Annotated in this window: 13 protein-coding genes; 9 read left to right on the top strand and 4 right to left on the bottom strand. The window is 43.2% G+C overall.

The features are described 5' to 3' along the window. The coding region (locus AB4185_RS09455) for an Ig-like domain-containing protein (RefSeq protein WP_372135376.1) at nucleotides 1-1,958 on the bottom strand (1,958 nt) is incomplete at its 3' end. Between the two features lie 270 nt (nucleotides 1,959-2,228). Here AB4185_RS09455 and AB4185_RS09450 point away from each other — a divergent pair. From AB4185_RS09450 to AB4185_RS09440, 3 genes are all read left to right on the top strand, one after another. Continuing rightward, nucleotides 2,229-4,076 carry a M3 family metallopeptidase gene (locus AB4185_RS09450; RefSeq protein ID WP_372135375.1) on the top strand — a complete coding sequence of 616 codons (1,848 nt, stop codon included), beginning with the start codon at nucleotides 2,229-2,231 and terminating at the stop codon, nucleotides 4,074-4,076. Nucleotides 4,077-4,387: 311 nt separating this feature from the next. Beyond that, entirely contained in the window at nucleotides 4,388-5,833 is a 1,446-nt protein-coding gene (locus AB4185_RS09445; protein ID WP_372135374.1) for an SIR2 family protein, read from the top strand. 11 nt (nucleotides 5,834-5,844) lie between these two features. Beyond that, nucleotides 5,845-6,345, top strand: a complete 501-nt coding sequence (locus AB4185_RS09440) for a TIR domain-containing protein (RefSeq protein WP_017050425.1) — start codon at nucleotides 5,845-5,847, stop codon at nucleotides 6,343-6,345. Nucleotides 6,346-6,553: 208 nt separating this feature from the next. Here AB4185_RS09440 and AB4185_RS09435 read toward each other — a convergent pair whose 3' ends face one another. After that, on the bottom strand, nucleotides 6,554-7,387 hold the full coding sequence (locus AB4185_RS09435) for a RecX family transcriptional regulator (protein WP_371724962.1): 834 nt from the start codon (nucleotides 7,385-7,387) through the stop codon (nucleotides 6,554-6,556). Nucleotides 7,388-7,590: 203 nt separating this feature from the next. Further along, on the bottom strand, nucleotides 7,591-9,195 hold the full coding sequence (locus tag AB4185_RS09430) for a mechanosensitive ion channel family protein (protein WP_017064335.1): 1,605 nt from the start codon (nucleotides 9,193-9,195) through the stop codon (nucleotides 7,591-7,593). A gap of 251 nt (nucleotides 9,196-9,446) precedes the next feature. Here AB4185_RS09430 and AB4185_RS09425 point away from each other — a divergent pair, with 251 nt between their 5' ends. The 4 genes from AB4185_RS09425 (at nucleotide 9,447) to AB4185_RS09410 (ending at nucleotide 14,100) form a co-directional block, all read left to right on the top strand. After that, nucleotides 9,447-9,695, top strand: a complete 249-nt coding sequence (locus AB4185_RS09425) for a hypothetical protein (protein ID WP_017062732.1) — start codon at nucleotides 9,447-9,449, stop codon at nucleotides 9,693-9,695. Nucleotides 9,696-10,616: 921 nt separating this feature from the next. Beyond that, nucleotides 10,617-12,680, top strand: coding sequence for a protein-disulfide reductase DsbD family protein (locus AB4185_RS09420; RefSeq protein WP_372135377.1), 2,064 nt, complete (start codon nucleotides 10,617-10,619; stop codon nucleotides 12,678-12,680). 3 nt (nucleotides 12,681-12,683) lie between these two features. Beyond that, nucleotides 12,684-13,253 (top strand): protein disulfide oxidoreductase, encoded by a 570-nt coding sequence (locus tag AB4185_RS09415; protein ID WP_102332666.1) that lies wholly within the window; start codon nucleotides 12,684-12,686, stop codon nucleotides 13,251-13,253. 127 nt (nucleotides 13,254-13,380) lie between these two features. Next, nucleotides 13,381-14,100, top strand: coding sequence for a DsbA family protein (locus tag AB4185_RS09410; protein WP_102332667.1), 720 nt, complete (start codon nucleotides 13,381-13,383; stop codon nucleotides 14,098-14,100). Between the two features lie 332 nt (nucleotides 14,101-14,432). Here the strand turns inward: AB4185_RS09410 and AB4185_RS09405 are convergent, their stop codons facing one another. Beyond that, nucleotides 14,433-15,449 (bottom strand): succinylglutamate desuccinylase/aspartoacylase family protein, encoded by a 1,017-nt coding sequence (locus AB4185_RS09405; protein ID WP_372115280.1) that lies wholly within the window; start codon nucleotides 15,447-15,449, stop codon nucleotides 14,433-14,435. Nucleotides 15,450-15,825: 376 nt separating this feature from the next. Between AB4185_RS09405 and AB4185_RS09400 the strand changes: the two genes are divergently transcribed. Together AB4185_RS09400 and AB4185_RS09395 are read left to right on the top strand one after the other, a co-directional pair. Then, nucleotides 15,826-16,800: a porin gene (locus AB4185_RS09400; protein WP_017064330.1), complete on the top strand. Its 975-nt coding sequence runs from the start codon at nucleotides 15,826-15,828 to the stop codon at nucleotides 16,798-16,800. Between the two features lie 155 nt (nucleotides 16,801-16,955). Next, on the top strand, nucleotides 16,956-17,846 hold the full coding sequence (locus AB4185_RS09395; protein WP_017068384.1) for a DMT family transporter: 891 nt from the start codon (nucleotides 16,956-16,958) through the stop codon (nucleotides 17,844-17,846). Nucleotides 17,847-17,899 lie beyond the last annotated feature (53 nt).

Genomic DNA, 17,899 nt, shown 5'->3' with positions numbered 1-17,899 from the left:
TCACCAAAACCATCAAAATCCACACTGATGTCCGCCAACGTATCTTTGACGATGGTATCGCTAGAAGTGGCGGTATTGCCTGCAACGTCCGTAACGCTTGCTTCTACCGTTAGCGTACCTTCCGCAAAGGCTGAATAATCTTGACCAGTGAGAGTCCAAATACCACCAGACACAACCGTGGAATAATCAACCGAGGTGCCAGCACTATCCGTAATAGTAATGAAAATGGTTTGCCCATCTTCAACATTTAGTACCGTTCCAACCAATGCGCCATTGCTCACTTCTGCTGAGTTGTAATACTCATCATCCGATGCAGAGAAATCGACGCCAATACTAACTAGTGTATCTTTGACGATGGTATCGCTAGATGTTGCTGTATTGCCCGCAACGTCCGTAACGCTTGCTTCAACCGTTAGCTCACCTTCAGCAAAACCTGAATAGTCTTGGCCAGTCAGAGTCCAAGTACCTCCAGACACAACCGTGGAATAATCAACCGATTTGCCACTAACATCGGTGATCGTAATGGATATAGTTTGACCATCTTCCACATTTGCCACGGTGCCAACCAATGCCCCATTCGAGACCTCTGATTGATTATAAAACTCATCATCAGAAGCCGAAAAATCAACACCAATGTTCACCAAAGTATCTTTAAGGATGGTATCTGTGGACGAAATCGTATTACCCGCTACATCTGTTATGCTCGCGACAACGGTCAGCTCACCCTCAGCAAAACCAGAATAATCTTGGTCTTTCAAACTCCATAGGTTGCCAGATACCACTGAGGTATAATCAATAGACAAGCCATTACTGTCAGTAATTGTAATGTTTATTGCTTGGCCATCTTCGATATTAAAAGTGACACCAATAAGAGCGCCTTTACTCACTTCATTTTGATTGTAATAGTTGTCGCCAAACCCATCGAACCTGACAAGGATTCGATCGAGCGTGTCTTTTACTATGGTGTCTGTCGCTGAAGTAGGGTTTCCGGCAATATCAATGGTGCTTGCAACAACAGTGAGTTCACCTTCGGCGAAATTGGAATAGTCTTGGTTTTCGAGCGTCCAGCTATTTCCAGAAACGACTGTTGAGTAACTCACAGACAGGCCTTTACTATCCGTAATCGTGATGGAGATAGTTTGACCATCTTCTACATTTTCGACAGTACCTAATAAGGCACCACTCTCGACTTCAAACTTGTTGTAAAACTCGTCACCAAAGCCATCAAAATCGACATCGATTGTGGCTAGGGTGTCTTTGATTGTGGAATCGTTGGCTGTAATGCTATTACCAAAGTCATCTGCAATAATCGCATCGACCTTAAGGTCACCTTCCGCGAGCGAAGAAAGATCGACGCCGTCGACGACATAAGCTTCGTCATTTGTGATTGCGGAAGTGGTGACTGTGTTGCCATTAACATCGGTGATGGTCAGAACAACGGTACGCCCGTCTCGAACATCCACTGCCGTGCCCGTAATCGTGACACTTGGTACTTCAAACTGATTTTCGTAACCGTCTCCACCATCCAAAATATCAACGGTTAATAGTGCACTAGGTAACAGAATATCAAGGTTACCCTCATTCGAGGTTGTATCTTCGTCGGCATATTCTGCAGGACGCGTATCAAAACCCGCCTCAGCGAGCGTTTCATCTAAGGTGGAACGAACATAAGCAATAAAAGAGGCGCTGGAACTAGGTTGATCATTTACTGAGTTAGGCTGTTGAGGTGCGCTTTCAATGTTGTTGACGAGTTCGGTGACCACCTTTTCCAACTGTTGTTCAACTGCGGCGATTTGTGGTTCGGTTAGGGGCTGAGCCTCTTGTAAATTCTGAGGTTCAATGCTGACGACTTGCACGCCTTCAACTTTTGGCTGCGTAGCAGGTAATTGAAGCCAAGTCCCATCAGGGAATACTTGCCACACAACACCACCAACTTCGATATATAAAATAGGATCCATCCTAAACCTCTTCCTTACAAAAACGCTGACCTTGAGAACATCAATTTACTCAATAAAAAGCCGGAGAAATCAGCACACTCTCTTTAGTTAATACTAGCAAACAACAAACTATTAACAGTTAATTATCACTAATACGCTGTAAAGTAAACCGATAGGCTGTAAAGTAAACCGATAGGTTGTGACTTGCATTCAGTTATATCTATCGTCACAAAATACATTCAATGAATGTGTCATAATGCTGAAATTACTGGTTAATTTTCAAGGAATGTCATGACTGCAACGAACTATCTCAATCAATTGAATCAAAAGTATCTTGCGACTCATAAAGCGAAAGAAGACTTCTTTTGGGATACATATATGGGGATCAGTGACGACCACGATGGTTCGACACTCGCGCAGACTCAGTGGACGGAATTTCTTAGCTCTGCCGAACAGATTACTGCTATCGAAACGCAACTTGCTGCTATCGATGAAATTCAAGATCCCCTAGAAAAAGAGAGTACGCTAACAGGCTTGAATGGTTGGTTAGCGACCTTTAGATCTCACGCTATTGAGTCTGAGCAGTCACAGAAGCTTAAAGCCGACCTCATAAAATTTGAGGCTGAACTGTTTGAGAAAAAACAGAATCATGTGATGACTTACGTAAATGAAACAGGCGATGAAACAGAAGGGTCACTGCCCGTTTTAGGTTCAGCCGTTAGAAGTAATGGTAATGAACAAGTTAGGCTTTCTGCACATCAAGCACTATTAGATTTAGAGCAATGGCTGCTGGTTAACGGCTTTATTGAGCTGATCAAAAAACGTAACCAATTTGCTCAATCACTGGGGTTTAAAACCTTCTTTGATTACTCGGTGGTAAAAACCGAACAGATGACGACAGAACAACTGTTTACGATTCTGGATGACTTCGAAGCACGCACGCGTGATAGCCATCAACAAAGCCTAGCGAACTTAGCTAAGCAGAAAGGCAAAAGTGCACTCGAAGCTCATAACTTCACCTACGCTTTCGCTGGTGATGTTATGAATGACCTTGACCCGTATGTTCCGTTCTCAAAATCATTAAGACGCTGGATAGAGTCTTTTGGTCGCCTCAACATTGAATACTCTCAAGCGACATTGAAACTCGATTTACTTGATCGCAAAGGAAAATACCCTAATGGCTTCTGCCATGGCCCTATCCCTTCTTTCTATGACCAAGATGCTTGGGTTGCGGCCCAAGTTAATTTCACTAGCAACGCTAAGCCCGATCAAATAGGCAGTGGCTATGATGGGATTAACACACTATTTCACGAAGGTGGTCACGCGGCGCATTTTGCTAATGTAAAAATGAACGCCCCTTGTTTCTCTCAAGAGTTTGCGCCGACTTCGATGGCTTATGCTGAAACACAATCCATGTTCTGCGACAGCTTGTTAAATGACGCTGACTGGCTAAAACAGTACGCTCTAAATGCGGACGGGCAACCTGTGCCAGATGATCTAATTAAAGCCATCATCGACAATAAACAGCCCTTCCGAGCTTACCAAGAACGCAGCATTCTTGTGGTTCCATATTTCGAGCGAGCCCTGTACGAATTAGCTGATGAAGACCTCACGCCTGAAAAAATCACGGCACTTGCTCGTAGCAGTGAAAAGGCAATTCTTGGATTGTCTTGCAGCCCTCGTCCACTGATGGCGATCCCTCACTTATTGTCTGATGAAGCATCTTGCTCATACCAAGGTTATCTATTGGCTCATATGGCGGTGTATCAAACTCGTGCGTATTTCACTGATAAGTTTGGCTACTTAACGGATAACCCAGAGATCGGCCCTTTGTTAGCTAAGCACTATTGGCATAAAGGCAATAGCGTGAACCATAACGGTACAATCGAAAGCCTGACTGGGGAAGGTTTTAATGCCAAATATCTCGCTGACGAGTGTAACTTATCGCCAGAGGAGGCTTGGGCGATTGAGGAGCAAAAAATCAAACAGCTGTCGACAAGAGAACGTGCACCAGTCGCGGATTTGAATGCGAAGGTATCGATCGTTGATGGAGCAACTGAATTAGCGAATAATGCAAAGTCGAATGACCAAATGTGTGATGATTTTGAGCACTTTATTATTGAGCAATACGGTCGATAGATTGAGTTTTAATGCTAATGAAAAAGGCAAAAATGAGTAGTGACATAACTCATTTTTGCCCCAAATCTTCTCAGAACCAGTGAGAGGATGACCTAGCCAGTACAACAATAGACCAAGTTAATCTAATCCGTACTTTGATCTCTTATACGGAATTTTTCCGTAATTCGACCCCACAACTATATGCCGATTCACATAACAGGTTGATACCAGTTGAGTTTCATAGTAAACGGCAGCAACATAGACGGAATACAAAAACGGAAAAAATCCGTCTATAAAGCGTTATGCGCAATTATTAACAATGGAGTTATCTATTGAAACCTAGCACTGAACAACAACGTCAACGATTTGTGAAAGAGCTACTTAAGGATCTCAGCGAAGAGAATTTAGCTATTTTTGCTGGTGCAGGGCTATCGGCTCCAGCAGGGTTTGTTAGTTGGTCAGAATTGCTTCGGCCAGTAGCAGAAGAGCTCGAACTTGAAATTGAAAAAGAAACTGATTTAGTCGCTTTGGCCCAGTACCACTGTAATTCAAACCTGGCTAATCGTGGAAAACTAAATCAGTTACTCATTAATGAGCTATCTGACAATGCAACAATTACCGAGAATCATCAGATACTTGCAAGGCTTCCAATATCAACATATTGGACAACGAATTACGATAAGCTCATTGAAAATGCTTTAACAGAAACAGGAAAAATTCCTGATACAAAATATAGAATTAAGCAGTTGAGCTTTACTAAACGAGGGCGAGATGCCGTTGTTTACAAAATGCATGGAGACATTGAGCATCCTGATGAGGCTGTACTTACAAAGGATGATTACGAGGCATACCACGTCAAAATGCAGCCATTCATAAATGCACTTAGTGGTGACCTCGTAGCAAAAACATTTTTGTTCCTGGGTTTTAGCTTTACTGATCCAAACTTAGATTACATCTTAAGTCGTGTACGCGTTGCTTACTCTACGGATCAGCGGCAGCACTATTGCATTCAAAAACTTGTTGAGCCAGAGGATGGTGAACCAGAAGCTGACACGGAATACCGAGCACGAAAGCAAGAGCTATTTATTCAGGACTTACTTAGATTCGGCATAAAAACAATATTGGTATCTAGCTATACAGAAATAACGGATATTCTCAGGCAATTAGAGTGGGCTTTTAGAAGAAATACAATTTTCATTTCTGGTTCAGCGCATGAGTATGGCAGGTGGGAGCCCTCAGTTGCGGAAAACTTCATTTACTCTCTAGCAAAAGAAATATCAAGCTTAGGATTTAGAATTGTATCTGGTTTCGGTTTAGGTGTTGGTAGTTCTGTAATTACTGGGGCTCTAGAACATGTTTATATGAACGGGAGGCGCTTGGATTCTGACCAATTAATACTTAGGCCATTCCCTCAGACTGAAGTTGGTACTCGACCAATCGCGCAAGTTTGGCACGACTACCGAACAGACATGATTTCATTTTCTGGTATAGCCATTTTTCTATTTGGGAATAAATTGAAAGATGGAGAGGTGGTAGTTGCAGATGGATTGATCAAGGAATTTAAAATAGCAAAGTCAAATGGTTTGCTATTAATCCCTGTAGGAGCAACTGAATATGCAAGTAGAGAAATTTATTGCGAGCTTCTGAAAGAGGGGTATTTTGACAGTGATGCTTTCCCTGAAAGTGCAAGAAAATTTATAGACAAAATTTGCGACAAGGAATCTGAGTTGACCACGATTCAGAGTGAAATAATTGACTTACTAAAATCATTAAAATAAGGACGCTTAACATGCCTAAACGTAACTGTTTTTACAGCTTTCACTATTTGCCTGATAACTGGCGTGCGGGAACAGTACGAAATATTGGAGCAATCGATGGAAATAAGCCTACATCAGATAACAATTGGGAAACAGTTAAAAAAGGAGGGGATGCGGCGATAAAAAAATGGATTGCAAATGAAATGTCTGGAAAGTCATGCGTTGTAGTTCTTGTCGGCAGCAATACCGCAGATAGGAAGTGGATTAATCATGAAATAGTTAAGGGCTGGGACGATGGCAAAGGAGTCGTAGGAATATATGTCCATGGACTTAAAGATAGTGGTGGTAACACCTCATCAAAAGGTAGCAACCCGTTTGATTATATTGGTTATGGCAACACAGGGAAAAAACTATCATCAATAGTGAAGTGCTACAACCCTACAGGGACAACCAGCCAAGAGAAATATGATTGGATCAGCAAACACTTGGCTAATGCTGTAGAAGAGGCAATAGAAATTAGGAAAAATAACTAAATTGGATTTTTCTCAATAGCGCACAACAATGCGCTTCTGTCGGACAAATTTTACGCTGCGCTCCAAACTTGCCGCAGAGCGCAGCGTTACTTTTCCATACGTGAACTAATCCGTTGCATCCTAATTTAGTAATATAACTGACTAATTTTTGTCCAATAGTTACTTAGGACAAACCAACATACTACAATAGGAAATTTTTCCGGCTTAGTTATTCGTTATCTTCACTCAATGCAAATTTGATCTCGTCAGAAGAGAACCCCTTTCGACTTAGCATCGCGTAAGCCTTAGAGCGTTCTTTATGATCGTTTAGGTCATAAGGCTTCTTCTGCAACTGTTCTAAACAAGAAGAATAGAAATCTAGCTGCTCTTCATTAATCAATCGGTCGATGAGCGATGACAGCTCACTGGTGTCGATTTGTCGTTGTCTCAGTTCTTGCTGTATGGCAGTCAGTCCCTTGCCTTTACGAGCATACTTGAGCACCTCTTTTTCCAAATCGGCTTTCTCGGCCTTAATTTGAATGTTACTTTTCAGTTGATGCGCTTGTGGGTGCTGGTCAATCGCTACCTTAACTTGTTGATAGCTAAAGCCACGCTTTTGCAGTGTCGCAACCAGCTTTTCACGGCTCATGGTAAAGCTTGAATAGTAGTGGTTGATTCGGTCTATCAAGATGGTTTGTTCATCAATAGACTTTTCGAACGACACTTTATGGATTGCATCAGAAATCACTGAATCGGTCAGCCCCTTCTTCTTCAGTTTTTCGACAATGTATCGAGAACCGAATTCACCAGAGAAAGCTTGTTCCACGAATTGTTCTGCAAACACTTGGTCAGACTTGAGATACCCGAAGCCTTTCAATGTCCCTAGAGTTTCATCGATCCATTCTTGATTGTCGGTTTTCACTTTGAGCTTCGCCACTAACTCGCTTTCCGTCATGTCTCTCTGAGTTAAATGCCACATCGCAGAGTTCATAACACTTTCAATTCGCGTCGCTTTTCTTACCGTTGTATTTCTAGTATTCGTTTTTTGCTGTGAATCGTCCATTCGATTTCAACTTTCCAGATTAAGCCTACCCCATCATAACGTAATTCTAAGGTGGTTGAGTGACATAAAGAATGAAGCTCAACATAAGCGGCAGCCAATAAAAATGGACGCTTGTTCAGCGTCCATTTGATATCACATTAAGAATGATGGCTCTAAGCCATGCTTAGCTTTTTCGTAATAGCTTTTCATACTAGATCTTTCGTTTAGTTCTCTTCGTGATTGTAAATATGTACATCTCGTTGAGGGAATGGAATCGTGATGCCTTCTTCATCGAAGCGTTTCTTCACGGTTTCCGTTACATCCCAGTACACATCCCAATAGTCATCAGTCTTAACCCAAGGTCGTACTACGAAATCAACAGAAGACGTATTCAAGGTATGAAGCTTGATCATATGCTCTGGTTTTTTCAACACTAGAGGGTGTGCAAGAATGATGTCGTTCAATACCGCTTTCGCTTTATCGATATCATCTGAATAACCAATACCGAAAACCATATCAACACGTCTTACACGTTCTGCCGTGATGTTGTTGATCACGTCACCCCAAATCTTGTTGTTTGGGATCACCAAGCGTTGGTTATCAATGGTTTGAACAGTCGTCGATACTAAGCTCATGTCTTTTACCGTGCCTTGCACGCCTGCCACTTTAACCATGTCACCGACGTCATAAGGACGGTAGATCAAGATCATCAAACCCGATGCAAAGTTAGATAGTGTGTCTTGCAATGCGAAACCAATGATGACACCGGCTACACCGAAACCAGTAAGAAGAGGTGCTAGCTCTATCCCTATTTGAGACAGTGCGATAAGCAAACCAATAAACACGACCGCTTTAGATGCGATGGATACAAAGAAGTCCTGCATCAATACACTGAAGTCCATTTTAGAGTGCGAAACACTCTTACGAACGGTTTTGCGAGCCACGTTAGCAATAAGGCGAGTTACATACAAAATACCGAGAAACAGAGCAAGTTTAACGATAAAAGAAGGGGTATTTTCAAAAGCCCATGAACTGAACGAACGAAGCCAACCATCCAACAGCTCCAGTGCAACATCAACATCCAACACATCGGCGTTAATGTCACCTGTCGTCGCTAGCAAAACACGTTTGTACGAAGTCACATCCACGCCAAACGGTTCCATTAGCGTGATGGTTTCTTCTAAGCTCGCGACCATAACGCTAGTTCGCTCACTGAAGCGTTCAAGCTCAGTTTTAATCGTCGCTTTCTCTTCTTCACTTACATAAGATAACCGGCGTTCTAAATCTTGACGTTGTGTATCCGTGTATAGAATTGCATTAGTAAGATATTGAGAACGAGAAACAAGTGCCGTTTTGAGCTCACCTTCAGGAACAGCAACATCAACACCACGCTCTTTCGACCAATTTAAGGTCTTAGCAAGCTGCTGATAATAGACATCCATCATTCCGATTCGTTTTTGAATACGCAATTCAAGGCGTTTTTTAGCGTCACCTTCAGCTGAACGGTTTTCTTTACTCATTGAAACGATTTTAGTTTCATTCAACGACAGCAATTTTTGTAGCAGTTCGACCTGCTGAGCAAGAGTGACATCCAGCCCCTCTTTTTTATCTGACGATAGCTGTGAAAAAATCTCTTCGCGTAGGCCCTGATTCTTACGCCTTAAGATATCTTCAAGAAAGGGCTTCTCAGCATCATGCGCCGTTTCTAATGTTGCTAGATCGAGCATTAACTGATCTTGTACTTCTGCGATTTTCTCAACGCTCTGCGCATAACTTCCAAATGCGACAAACGCCAACATTAACAATAGACAACGCCAAACCTTCATCATATTAATTCCTATCACTGTCTAAATTGACCCTATAAATAGTAGTAAAAAGAATATGGATAACAAGCATTTAAACGTATGTTATGTTAAAAATTCGCAAATTATCAGCCTGCTTCTAATATTTGAGAGTTCCAATCCCCTCTTATGACCTGTAGAGTACGCATCCAACAAAGAACAACAGCCAATATCTTCATTCGAGCACAGCACTAAAGCGCCCTAAATACGATGTTGGCTCACAGCAAGAGAGCATAAAAATGAACAACGAACTTGATATTATTGAGTCTCTAGAAGAACTAGAGCAATTCCTAATTTCAGTGGAAGCTGGCGGTTTAGGCCTTGAAGGCGTTGAAGGTGTAGGCATGGCAACCAATAATTCAGATGGTCGTCACTTCGTTGCTGTATTCAATAGCAGCCATAAAGTTCTGCTTGCTCGCTGGATCACCAAAGAGGTGTTTGATAACGGTAAAGACTTGGTACGTAACGGCCCTCGCCGGACTCACTAAGCCTTTCCAATAGCACCAATGATTAAAGCCCAACACGTTCACTGACGATCTGTTGGGCTTTTTTGTATCGCCTGTCCCGTCCTGATAGTTAATAAACCACTCAATACAGAATAATTAGCGATAACTTTCAGTTGTTGTGAACTTTAGCTAGAACTCAAGGTCGTATTCGCGTGAATTGGTGTTTATGCGTCGTTTATCGTGTACCTGCCGTTTTCCGCGTTTATACATAGTTTCACTTTAACCATTTTATGACTTGTGGCACGAAGAGAACTTATCTAAGCTAACCACAATTCAATGAGCTTGCTTTAACGACTAACAGATTTGATTACTGACTAATTTGCTGAACACATCACTACTTTTCTTATCCACAAAGAACCGCCGACAAAAGCATTCGCTTTGGGCGCTCTTCCTTACCGGACTGGTTATCGTAACTTGTCTGGCGAGCACTCTGGCCGTAAAGAAAGTATCGTTATCTGCATCCGCTAATGGTCAATCAGTCCTAGTTGGTGCACAAACTCATACAGAAACCAGTAACCCTCAAACCGACATCGCTTCTTCAGAAAAAATGGCCACTCTATACGCCAGTGTTTTCGGCTTAGAAGCCTCAAAAATGTTAACGTCCCCCAATTCAAGTTCATGCAGCCTAAGTTCAAAAATGCTGACCTTTGCCGCCCCAAAAACCGGCTGGCTGATCCCATTCGTACTTATTATTGCTGTTGCGTTTAACTTACCTCCTCACATCTCGAGATTATCTAGAGACAATCATCGCTCTACTCGACCGACAAAACACCGATTGCATCTAAAGCACTGTATATTTAGAGAGTAAATAACCGGGCTACTACACCCTTTTATTTATTTTTTGGAGATACATTTGTGTACAACACACTACTAACTAAGTTTGTCGATTCATTGGCATTCTCTATGCGTACATGCGCGAAAACCTTAGTCACTGCCCTTTTGGTTATGACGTCATTTACCGCCTTGGCACAGACAACGGGCTGGCTTAGTGTGCCTGAGCATCCGCCTGTTAAAATGCGAATGATGTCGACGGGTGAACAGTCGGATGACGGCTCTAAGATCCAAACCGTGCTCGATGTCGTGCTCGACGGCGACTGGAAAACCTATTGGCGTAGCCCAGGCGAAGGTGGCATTCCGCCAAGCTGGGACTGGTCTGGTTCAACAAACATTGAGTCAGTAGATTGGCATTGGCCGATACCTAAGTATTACGAGCAGCTTGACGTCATGACGTTAGGTTACAAAAAGCACGTCAGCTTTCCTGTCACGTTAACCCTGAAAGACAACACAAAGCCTGCAATATTCAGGGCATCGTTTACCTTTCCGTCGTGTACCAATATCTGTGTGTTAACCGATTACGATATCGAACTGCCGATTGACCCACAAACCTTAGCGCTCGATGAAGAAGCGATGTTCTTGTTCAACCAAGGGATGAGCCAATCTCCACGAGAAGCTAACCGCACTTCAGTCAATGGTCTATTTTGGGACAAGAGCAAGCAGCAACTGGTTACTCAGCTGACAAGTAAAGATGGCTGGGATAAGCCGATGGTGTTGATTGACGGGCAAGAAGTGATTGATGACTTCTTCTCTCAACCAAGCGTCCACATCACCGGCAATACGATGACAGCCGTATTTGATGTGAGCAACTGGATAGGTGAAGTCGACTTAACGGACCGTACCGTGAGTGTCACTGTTTCAGATACTAATTTCGCCGAAGAGATGACGGCCCAGGTTGGCTCAGAACCGATCGCTTACCAAACAAGCAAAAACGGCTTTTTGGCGATGATAGGCTTCGCTTTAATTGGTGGTTTGATCCTCAACATCATGCCATGTGTGTTGCCAGTCTTAGGAATGAAATTAAACAGCATCATTCAAAACCAAGGTGCATCTAATCGTCATATTCGACTCTCATTCTTAGCTTCTGCGTCAGGTGTCATTACATCATTTGCGCTGTTAGCCCTAGGTATGACCGCTCTAAAAATGGGTGGTAATGCAATTGGCTGGGGAATCCAGTTCCAAAATGTTTGGTTCATCGGGTTCATGCTGATCATCACTTTGCTGTTTTCGATTAACCTGCTTGGGTTATTCGAATTCAGACTACCATCAGGTTTAAACACGTGGATGGCAACCAAAGGCGATGACTCACATTCAGGCCACTTTGTTCAAGGCATGTTTGCAACGCTGTTAGCAACGCCGTGTAGCGCGCCATTCCTTGGCACTGCGGTTGCTTATGCACTTGGAGCAAGTTACCAAGAGTTATGGGCTATCTTCATCGCGCTTGGTATCGGCATGAGTGCGCCTTGGTTGATCTTTGCGCTATTCCCAAGCCTAACCAAATTGCTTCCAAAACCTGGGGCGTGGATGTTCAAAGTTAAGCTGGTGTTTGGCTTAATGATGTTCATTACCAGCCTATGGCTAACAAGCCTTCTGAGTCCATTCATTGGTAAATTCCCTACTATCCTGCTGTCGCTATTTATCGTGATTTCAGTATTGGTTTGGATTGGCCGTAAGTTGGGTCGCAAGGTGCTTATTCCTATCGTCGCAACCACAACCTTGGTGTTTGGTGCTGCATTGATCGTAGGTAGTGTCACCGCTGATAACTGGGCAACTCCGATTGTTGACGATCTCGCTTGGCAAAAGCTGGATGCGAAGCAAATCCCTCAGCTCGTTGATCAAGGCAAAACGGTGTTTGTTGATGTAACTGCTGATTGGTGTATCACTTGTAAAGCCAACAAGATCGGCGTCATCCTTCAAGACCCTGTCTACAGCCACCTACAGCAAGAAGACATTGTTTTGATGAAAGGTGATTGGACAACACCAAGCGAAAGTGTCACTCAATACTTACAAAGTAATGGGCGATTTGGTGTGCCATTTAATATCGTCTACGGCCCGAGCTATAAAAGCGGTATTCCACTGCCTGTCATTCTCAACAGTGACACTGTCGTTCAAGCCATCGATGCTGCGAGATAACTGATGAAGACTCCCAACAATGAAGAGAAATCTAGCACGACTGCAGACAACGCAGTAAAGGGTGAGGCCAAAAAGCCAAGTCGTCTTAAGAAGTGGGGAAAGGAGCTGGTTTCAATGATATTGATCGTTGGCGTGGTTTCATTTGCCATGGACTTTTATCACAGCAGAAGTATGCCTCAGGGCGATGCGGTTCCAATTGTGGGTCAATCGCTCCAAGGCGAAGATATTGATGTTATCGAGCTAAGCAAAAATGGTAAGCCAGTCATTGTCTATTTTTGGGCGACATGGTGTGGTGCCTGCAAATTTGTAAGCCCAACCGTCAATAGTTTCAGCGATTCCCATCAGGTGGTTTCGGTCGCTCTATCGTCTGGTCCAGACGAACGTGTCCAGCGCTACTTGGATGCAAAAGAGTATGACTTCCCTGTTATCAATGATCTTTCTGGAGCAATCAGCAGAAGTTGGGGCGTTAATGTCACTCCAAGCATCGTCATCATCAAAGACGGAAAGATCAGCAGTATCGCAACAGGCGTTACTTCTCCTATAGGGCTGTGGTTAAGAACCTACTTTGCCTAACTCGCTCACAAAGAAAAACAGAGCAAAGCTAAGTGAATAAACCAACTCAGCCAGTTTAACAAACAATATTAATGTGAGCGCAACCTAATAAGCGCTCACGATTATCACGAATTAGAGAAAAGACAATATGAAAAAGCATCTGATAAGCGCACTGATTTTAGGCTCACTAATGAGTACTAATGCCTTCGCAGAATTAAACAAAGAACAAACTCAACAACTTGAAGAAATTAATCAATTCCTGAAGGAAAACCCATCGACGATCTCTGGATTGCATACCAGTTTAGAGCAGTACGTAGCAGGTCAAGAGCAAGCTAAGAAAGCCCAAGCGGAAAGCCATGATTGGTTGTACAACAATGACGCTCACCCGATCCTTGGCAATCCAGATGGCAAATCGGTCATCGTTAATTTTACCGACTACAACTGTCCTTTCTGTAAGCGCTTAGAAAAAGGGTTAACTCAACTGGCCTCTGAAAATAGCGACATTAAGGTCATCAATGTCAACCTATCATTTAAGCAGCAACAGGTTTCGGGTCTAAACACCAACGCAGCGCTATACGCGATGAAAGTATGGAAAGATAATCCAGAAGCGTTCCCAGAAGTTGATAGATTGCTGATGGCGAAAAGCGGTATTCACTCGAAAAGCTCACTAGAAGCCGTTGCCAAGAAGACGGGAACAGAGGCGGAACTAAAAACAACTCAAGAACAAAACCAGGTTCTAACCACTAACCATCAAACGTTCAGTGCACTCGGCTTAACGGGCACTCCAACCATGATGATGAACGGAAATGTTTTACCAGGGTATGTGCCTTACGACCGACTTAAAGATATCGTGGATGACGCTTTTTAGTCGAGTGTAGATAGAGATAAAGACTCGAAAGAGAAGTGAATAAAAGCCGACTCGCGCAACCCGCAGTCGGCTTTTTCATTGCTTCGAAACAATAGAACACTTTGAAACGACAGTTTTGAAGTCATGGTTTTGAAACAAAAAAAGTCGAAGTGTCACCATCTCGCAATAGATTCTTAATTTACCCTCGCTACGCTAAAAGCAGTTCTGTCGATGAGTCAAAGACGTGTTAACTCAAGACAACTGTCCTTTGACCGAGCCTTGCTCGGTCTTTTTTTACGTGTTTTAGATAACAACACAGTGCATTAACACGGAAACGTCAAACCGACTGAGCCTTAACTTAGCAAACGACAAACAAGCGCGCCCGGCTCCCTTAATGCATCCACGTTATAGCTGAGTACACGACCAGAAGATGGTGCGTGATAACGACGACATTCATTACCGAACGCATCATATTGGATGGCGAGCAGATCATCTTGTTCGACACTTTGCAAAAGCTCAACCTGCGGCAATACAAAACCACCAATATCAGCGCGGATAGAAACCACATCATTACCCTCTATCCAATCCATTCTCGGCAGTTGCATTTTGTCTGGGTTATTTAGGTTAATTTCGAACATTTCATAATAAGACAGCATGTTAAAAACACCGTCTACCGCACGTTGAATCATGTCAGGCTGAGTAAATTTCCCCATACCAACTTCCACCGTGATGCTCGGAATTCCACTTCGATTCCAAACCGTTTCTAAGATACCTGGATCGCCTGGGTCATTCAGAACACAATCTGGCGTCATCAACCTTGCCATTTCAAGGCATTGTTCAATTCGGTAGTCAGCAAAAACATAAAGTGGGTAGACCGCACCACGAGTTTGGGTATGTAGGTCAACGGCGAATGTCGCATTGTGTTTGAGTAAGCGATCCCACAAAGACGCAACAAAGCGCTCTGCCGCTAAGCCATTCGCATCACCCGGAAAAAGTCGATTAAGGTTGGCAGGGCAAGAGCCCGGATCCGAAGAGATAAAATCGCGGCTGTGGTTAAGCAAACCCGACAAGTTCACAGTAGGCACTATCGTGACCGTGCCTTTGAGAGTTTTACCGACTAAGTCTCTGATAATTTGCTGAGCAGCCAACACACCGTTGAGCTCATCACCGTGAATACCAGCGGTGATCATCAACTTAGGACCTGCTTGACTGCCTTTGAAAACAGAAACCGGCATGTTCTTGGGTTGCCCTAGCCCATCACTGGTGACTTGAAACCAAAACTGGTGCTCTCCAACGGGTAGGTCTTCAACATTCAAGGAGCCAATAACCTGCCTACCTTGTAAAACATCGCCTAAGTACTCTGTTTTCATCCAACGTCTCCATCTTGTTGAGCAAAATCTATTCTCTTCTAAGTTTTTGCATCATAGAGGATATCTTAATCAGTACAAACAGTTAATAAGATGAACAAGCTCTGACTTTCCCATAATACTCACGCATATCATCATCACTTCCCCTAAATAAAAGCTTGTGAAAGTCTGCACTTAAGAACCGATAAGTTATATAACCATTCACAAACCACTCAGTCTATTGAAATGAAAGTGCAATAAAATCAACACTTAAAAAGTTCCCTATTCACGAAAATGTAATTTTATAGAAATGAAAGCTTAATTTAGCTGCTCTAAATTAGCTTCATATCGAAACGGAGAGCACATTGCTCACGGATTTTAAAATACAAGGTAAGTGATTATGAAAAAGGCAGTTCTAGCTTCTGCAGTGGTAGCAGCACTAGTTTCAGGTTCTTCTCTAGCAGCAACAGTTTACAGCTCTGATGGTACAGAACTTAAAATTGGCGGTCGTGCGGAGGCTCGTTTCAACGTATCTGACAACAACGAAAGCGCATCTGACAGTTCTTTCAAAGACAAGTCACGAGCTCGTGTGAATATTTCAGGTAAATCTGAACTTTCTGACGGTTTATATGGATTCGGTAAGTATGAAGCAGAGTTCACTAGCGCATCAACAACAGAGTTCGAAGACGGAAGTGGCAATACTGTAAAAATTGAAAATGAATCTCTTACCAATCGCTACTACTACGCAGGTTTAGGAACCAAATTCGGTGAGTTCTCATACGGTAAGCAAGATTCTTCACAGGTAATGCTGACTGACATTACAGATACAATGGCAACATTTGGTGCAGATGCTGCTGATGCCGTTGATGGCAACAAAGATAAGCGTGAGAATAACTTCCTTTACTCTGGCGAGTTTGACGCGTTGACGGTACAAGCTAACTACATCGCTGCAAATGAAAAAGATGCAGATAGTTTTGGCCTTGCTGCTATGTATAACCTAGGCGCTTTTGACCTTGGTGCGGGTTATGTTTCTCAAAAGAATGGTAACTTCGATGACGATCAAATCAACCTTGTAGCTCAATTTTCTATGGATGCGTTTACGGTTGGTGGTCTATACACAATGGCTTCAGTTGCAGATAAAGATTACACAGGCTACGAGCTTTCAGCTATCTTCAAAGCAACTAAACAGCTATCACTAATTGGCGTATACAACTACGGCGAGTTCGATAAAGCGGCTGACGAAGAAGCAAATAACTTTGCTATTGAAGCGGTGTACAAGTTTAACGGCCACATTCGCACATATGCTGGTTACAAGTTTGAACAGCGAGACAATAAAGATGACCAACTACAAGCGGGCATCCGTTACGACTTCTAATCTAAATCGACTTTAGATACAGACTAAAAAGGTTGGGCAATGGCTCAACCTTTTTTCATATTCAAATATTCTGACTGACTTCATCAATGCTTTTTCTGGTTAAGTGGTGCTAAATCCGTATCATAGGTGAACCACATCAAATAATTAGAAGCATCATGTCACAACACCATCCGATCCAAGGCGCTAGCTGGATGCTAACCGCAGGCCTAGCCTTTGCCGTTATTAACAGCCTAACTCAAATTGCTAGCATTCATTTCGGACTTACTTCTACCACCGTCGCCGTCATTCAATACGCTATCGCGTTGTTCGCTATTCTTCCTTATCTGAAAACGCTGGGCATTCGTCGCGCGCTAAAAACCGACAACCTCAAATTGCACGTATTTCGTGTCTTCTTGTCTGTTATTGGTATTCAACTTTGGATATGGGCACTGGCTTACCCAGTACCAATTTGGCAAGGCATTGCCCTTCTCATGACGTCGCCACTGTTTGCAACCATAGGTTCAGGGCTTTTCCTCAAGGAGAAAGTTGGAGCTGCTCGCTGGAGCGCGACCTTAGCCGGTTTCGTAGGTGCGATGGTGATTCTAGAGCCATGGGCTGAAGACTTTAACTGGGCAACGCTATTACCAGTCGGTGCCGCATTCTTCTGGGCATGCTACTCACTGATGGTGAAAAAGCTCTCTTCGCAAGACAGCCCTTCAACCATGGTGGTGTACCTGCTGCTATTAATCACACCATTTAACATCCTGCTTGCCGCGCCAGATTGGCAGACGCCAAGCGGCGGTACAATTTGGGCTATCTTGATTGTTATCGGTGTTATGACGGCACTCGCTCAATGGGCGATAGTAAAAGCCTACTCGGTCGCTGATGCTTCGTTTGTGCAACCTTTTGACCACGCCAAATTACCGCTAAATGTTTTAGCAGGTTGGATTGTATTTAGTTGGGTTCCACCAGGTCGTTTATGGCTAGGGGCTGCTATTATTATTGCGTCAGTTGCATTTATAACGCACTGGGAAACTAAAAAACCTTCAAAAGTGAAGAAAGTTTAAGGTTGGTGAAATAAATAGTTCGACAGTCCGTTCTATATGGATAAGAGAATTCA

The organism is Vibrio sp. 10N.286.48.F5, from assembly GCF_041469785.1.
In the GTDB taxonomy this organism is placed as follows: domain Bacteria; phylum Pseudomonadota; class Gammaproteobacteria; order Enterobacterales; family Vibrionaceae; genus Vibrio; species Vibrio crassostreae_C.
The sequence above is the reverse complement of the archived record's forward strand: the minus strand, read 5'-3'. Positions and strand labels throughout refer to the sequence as shown.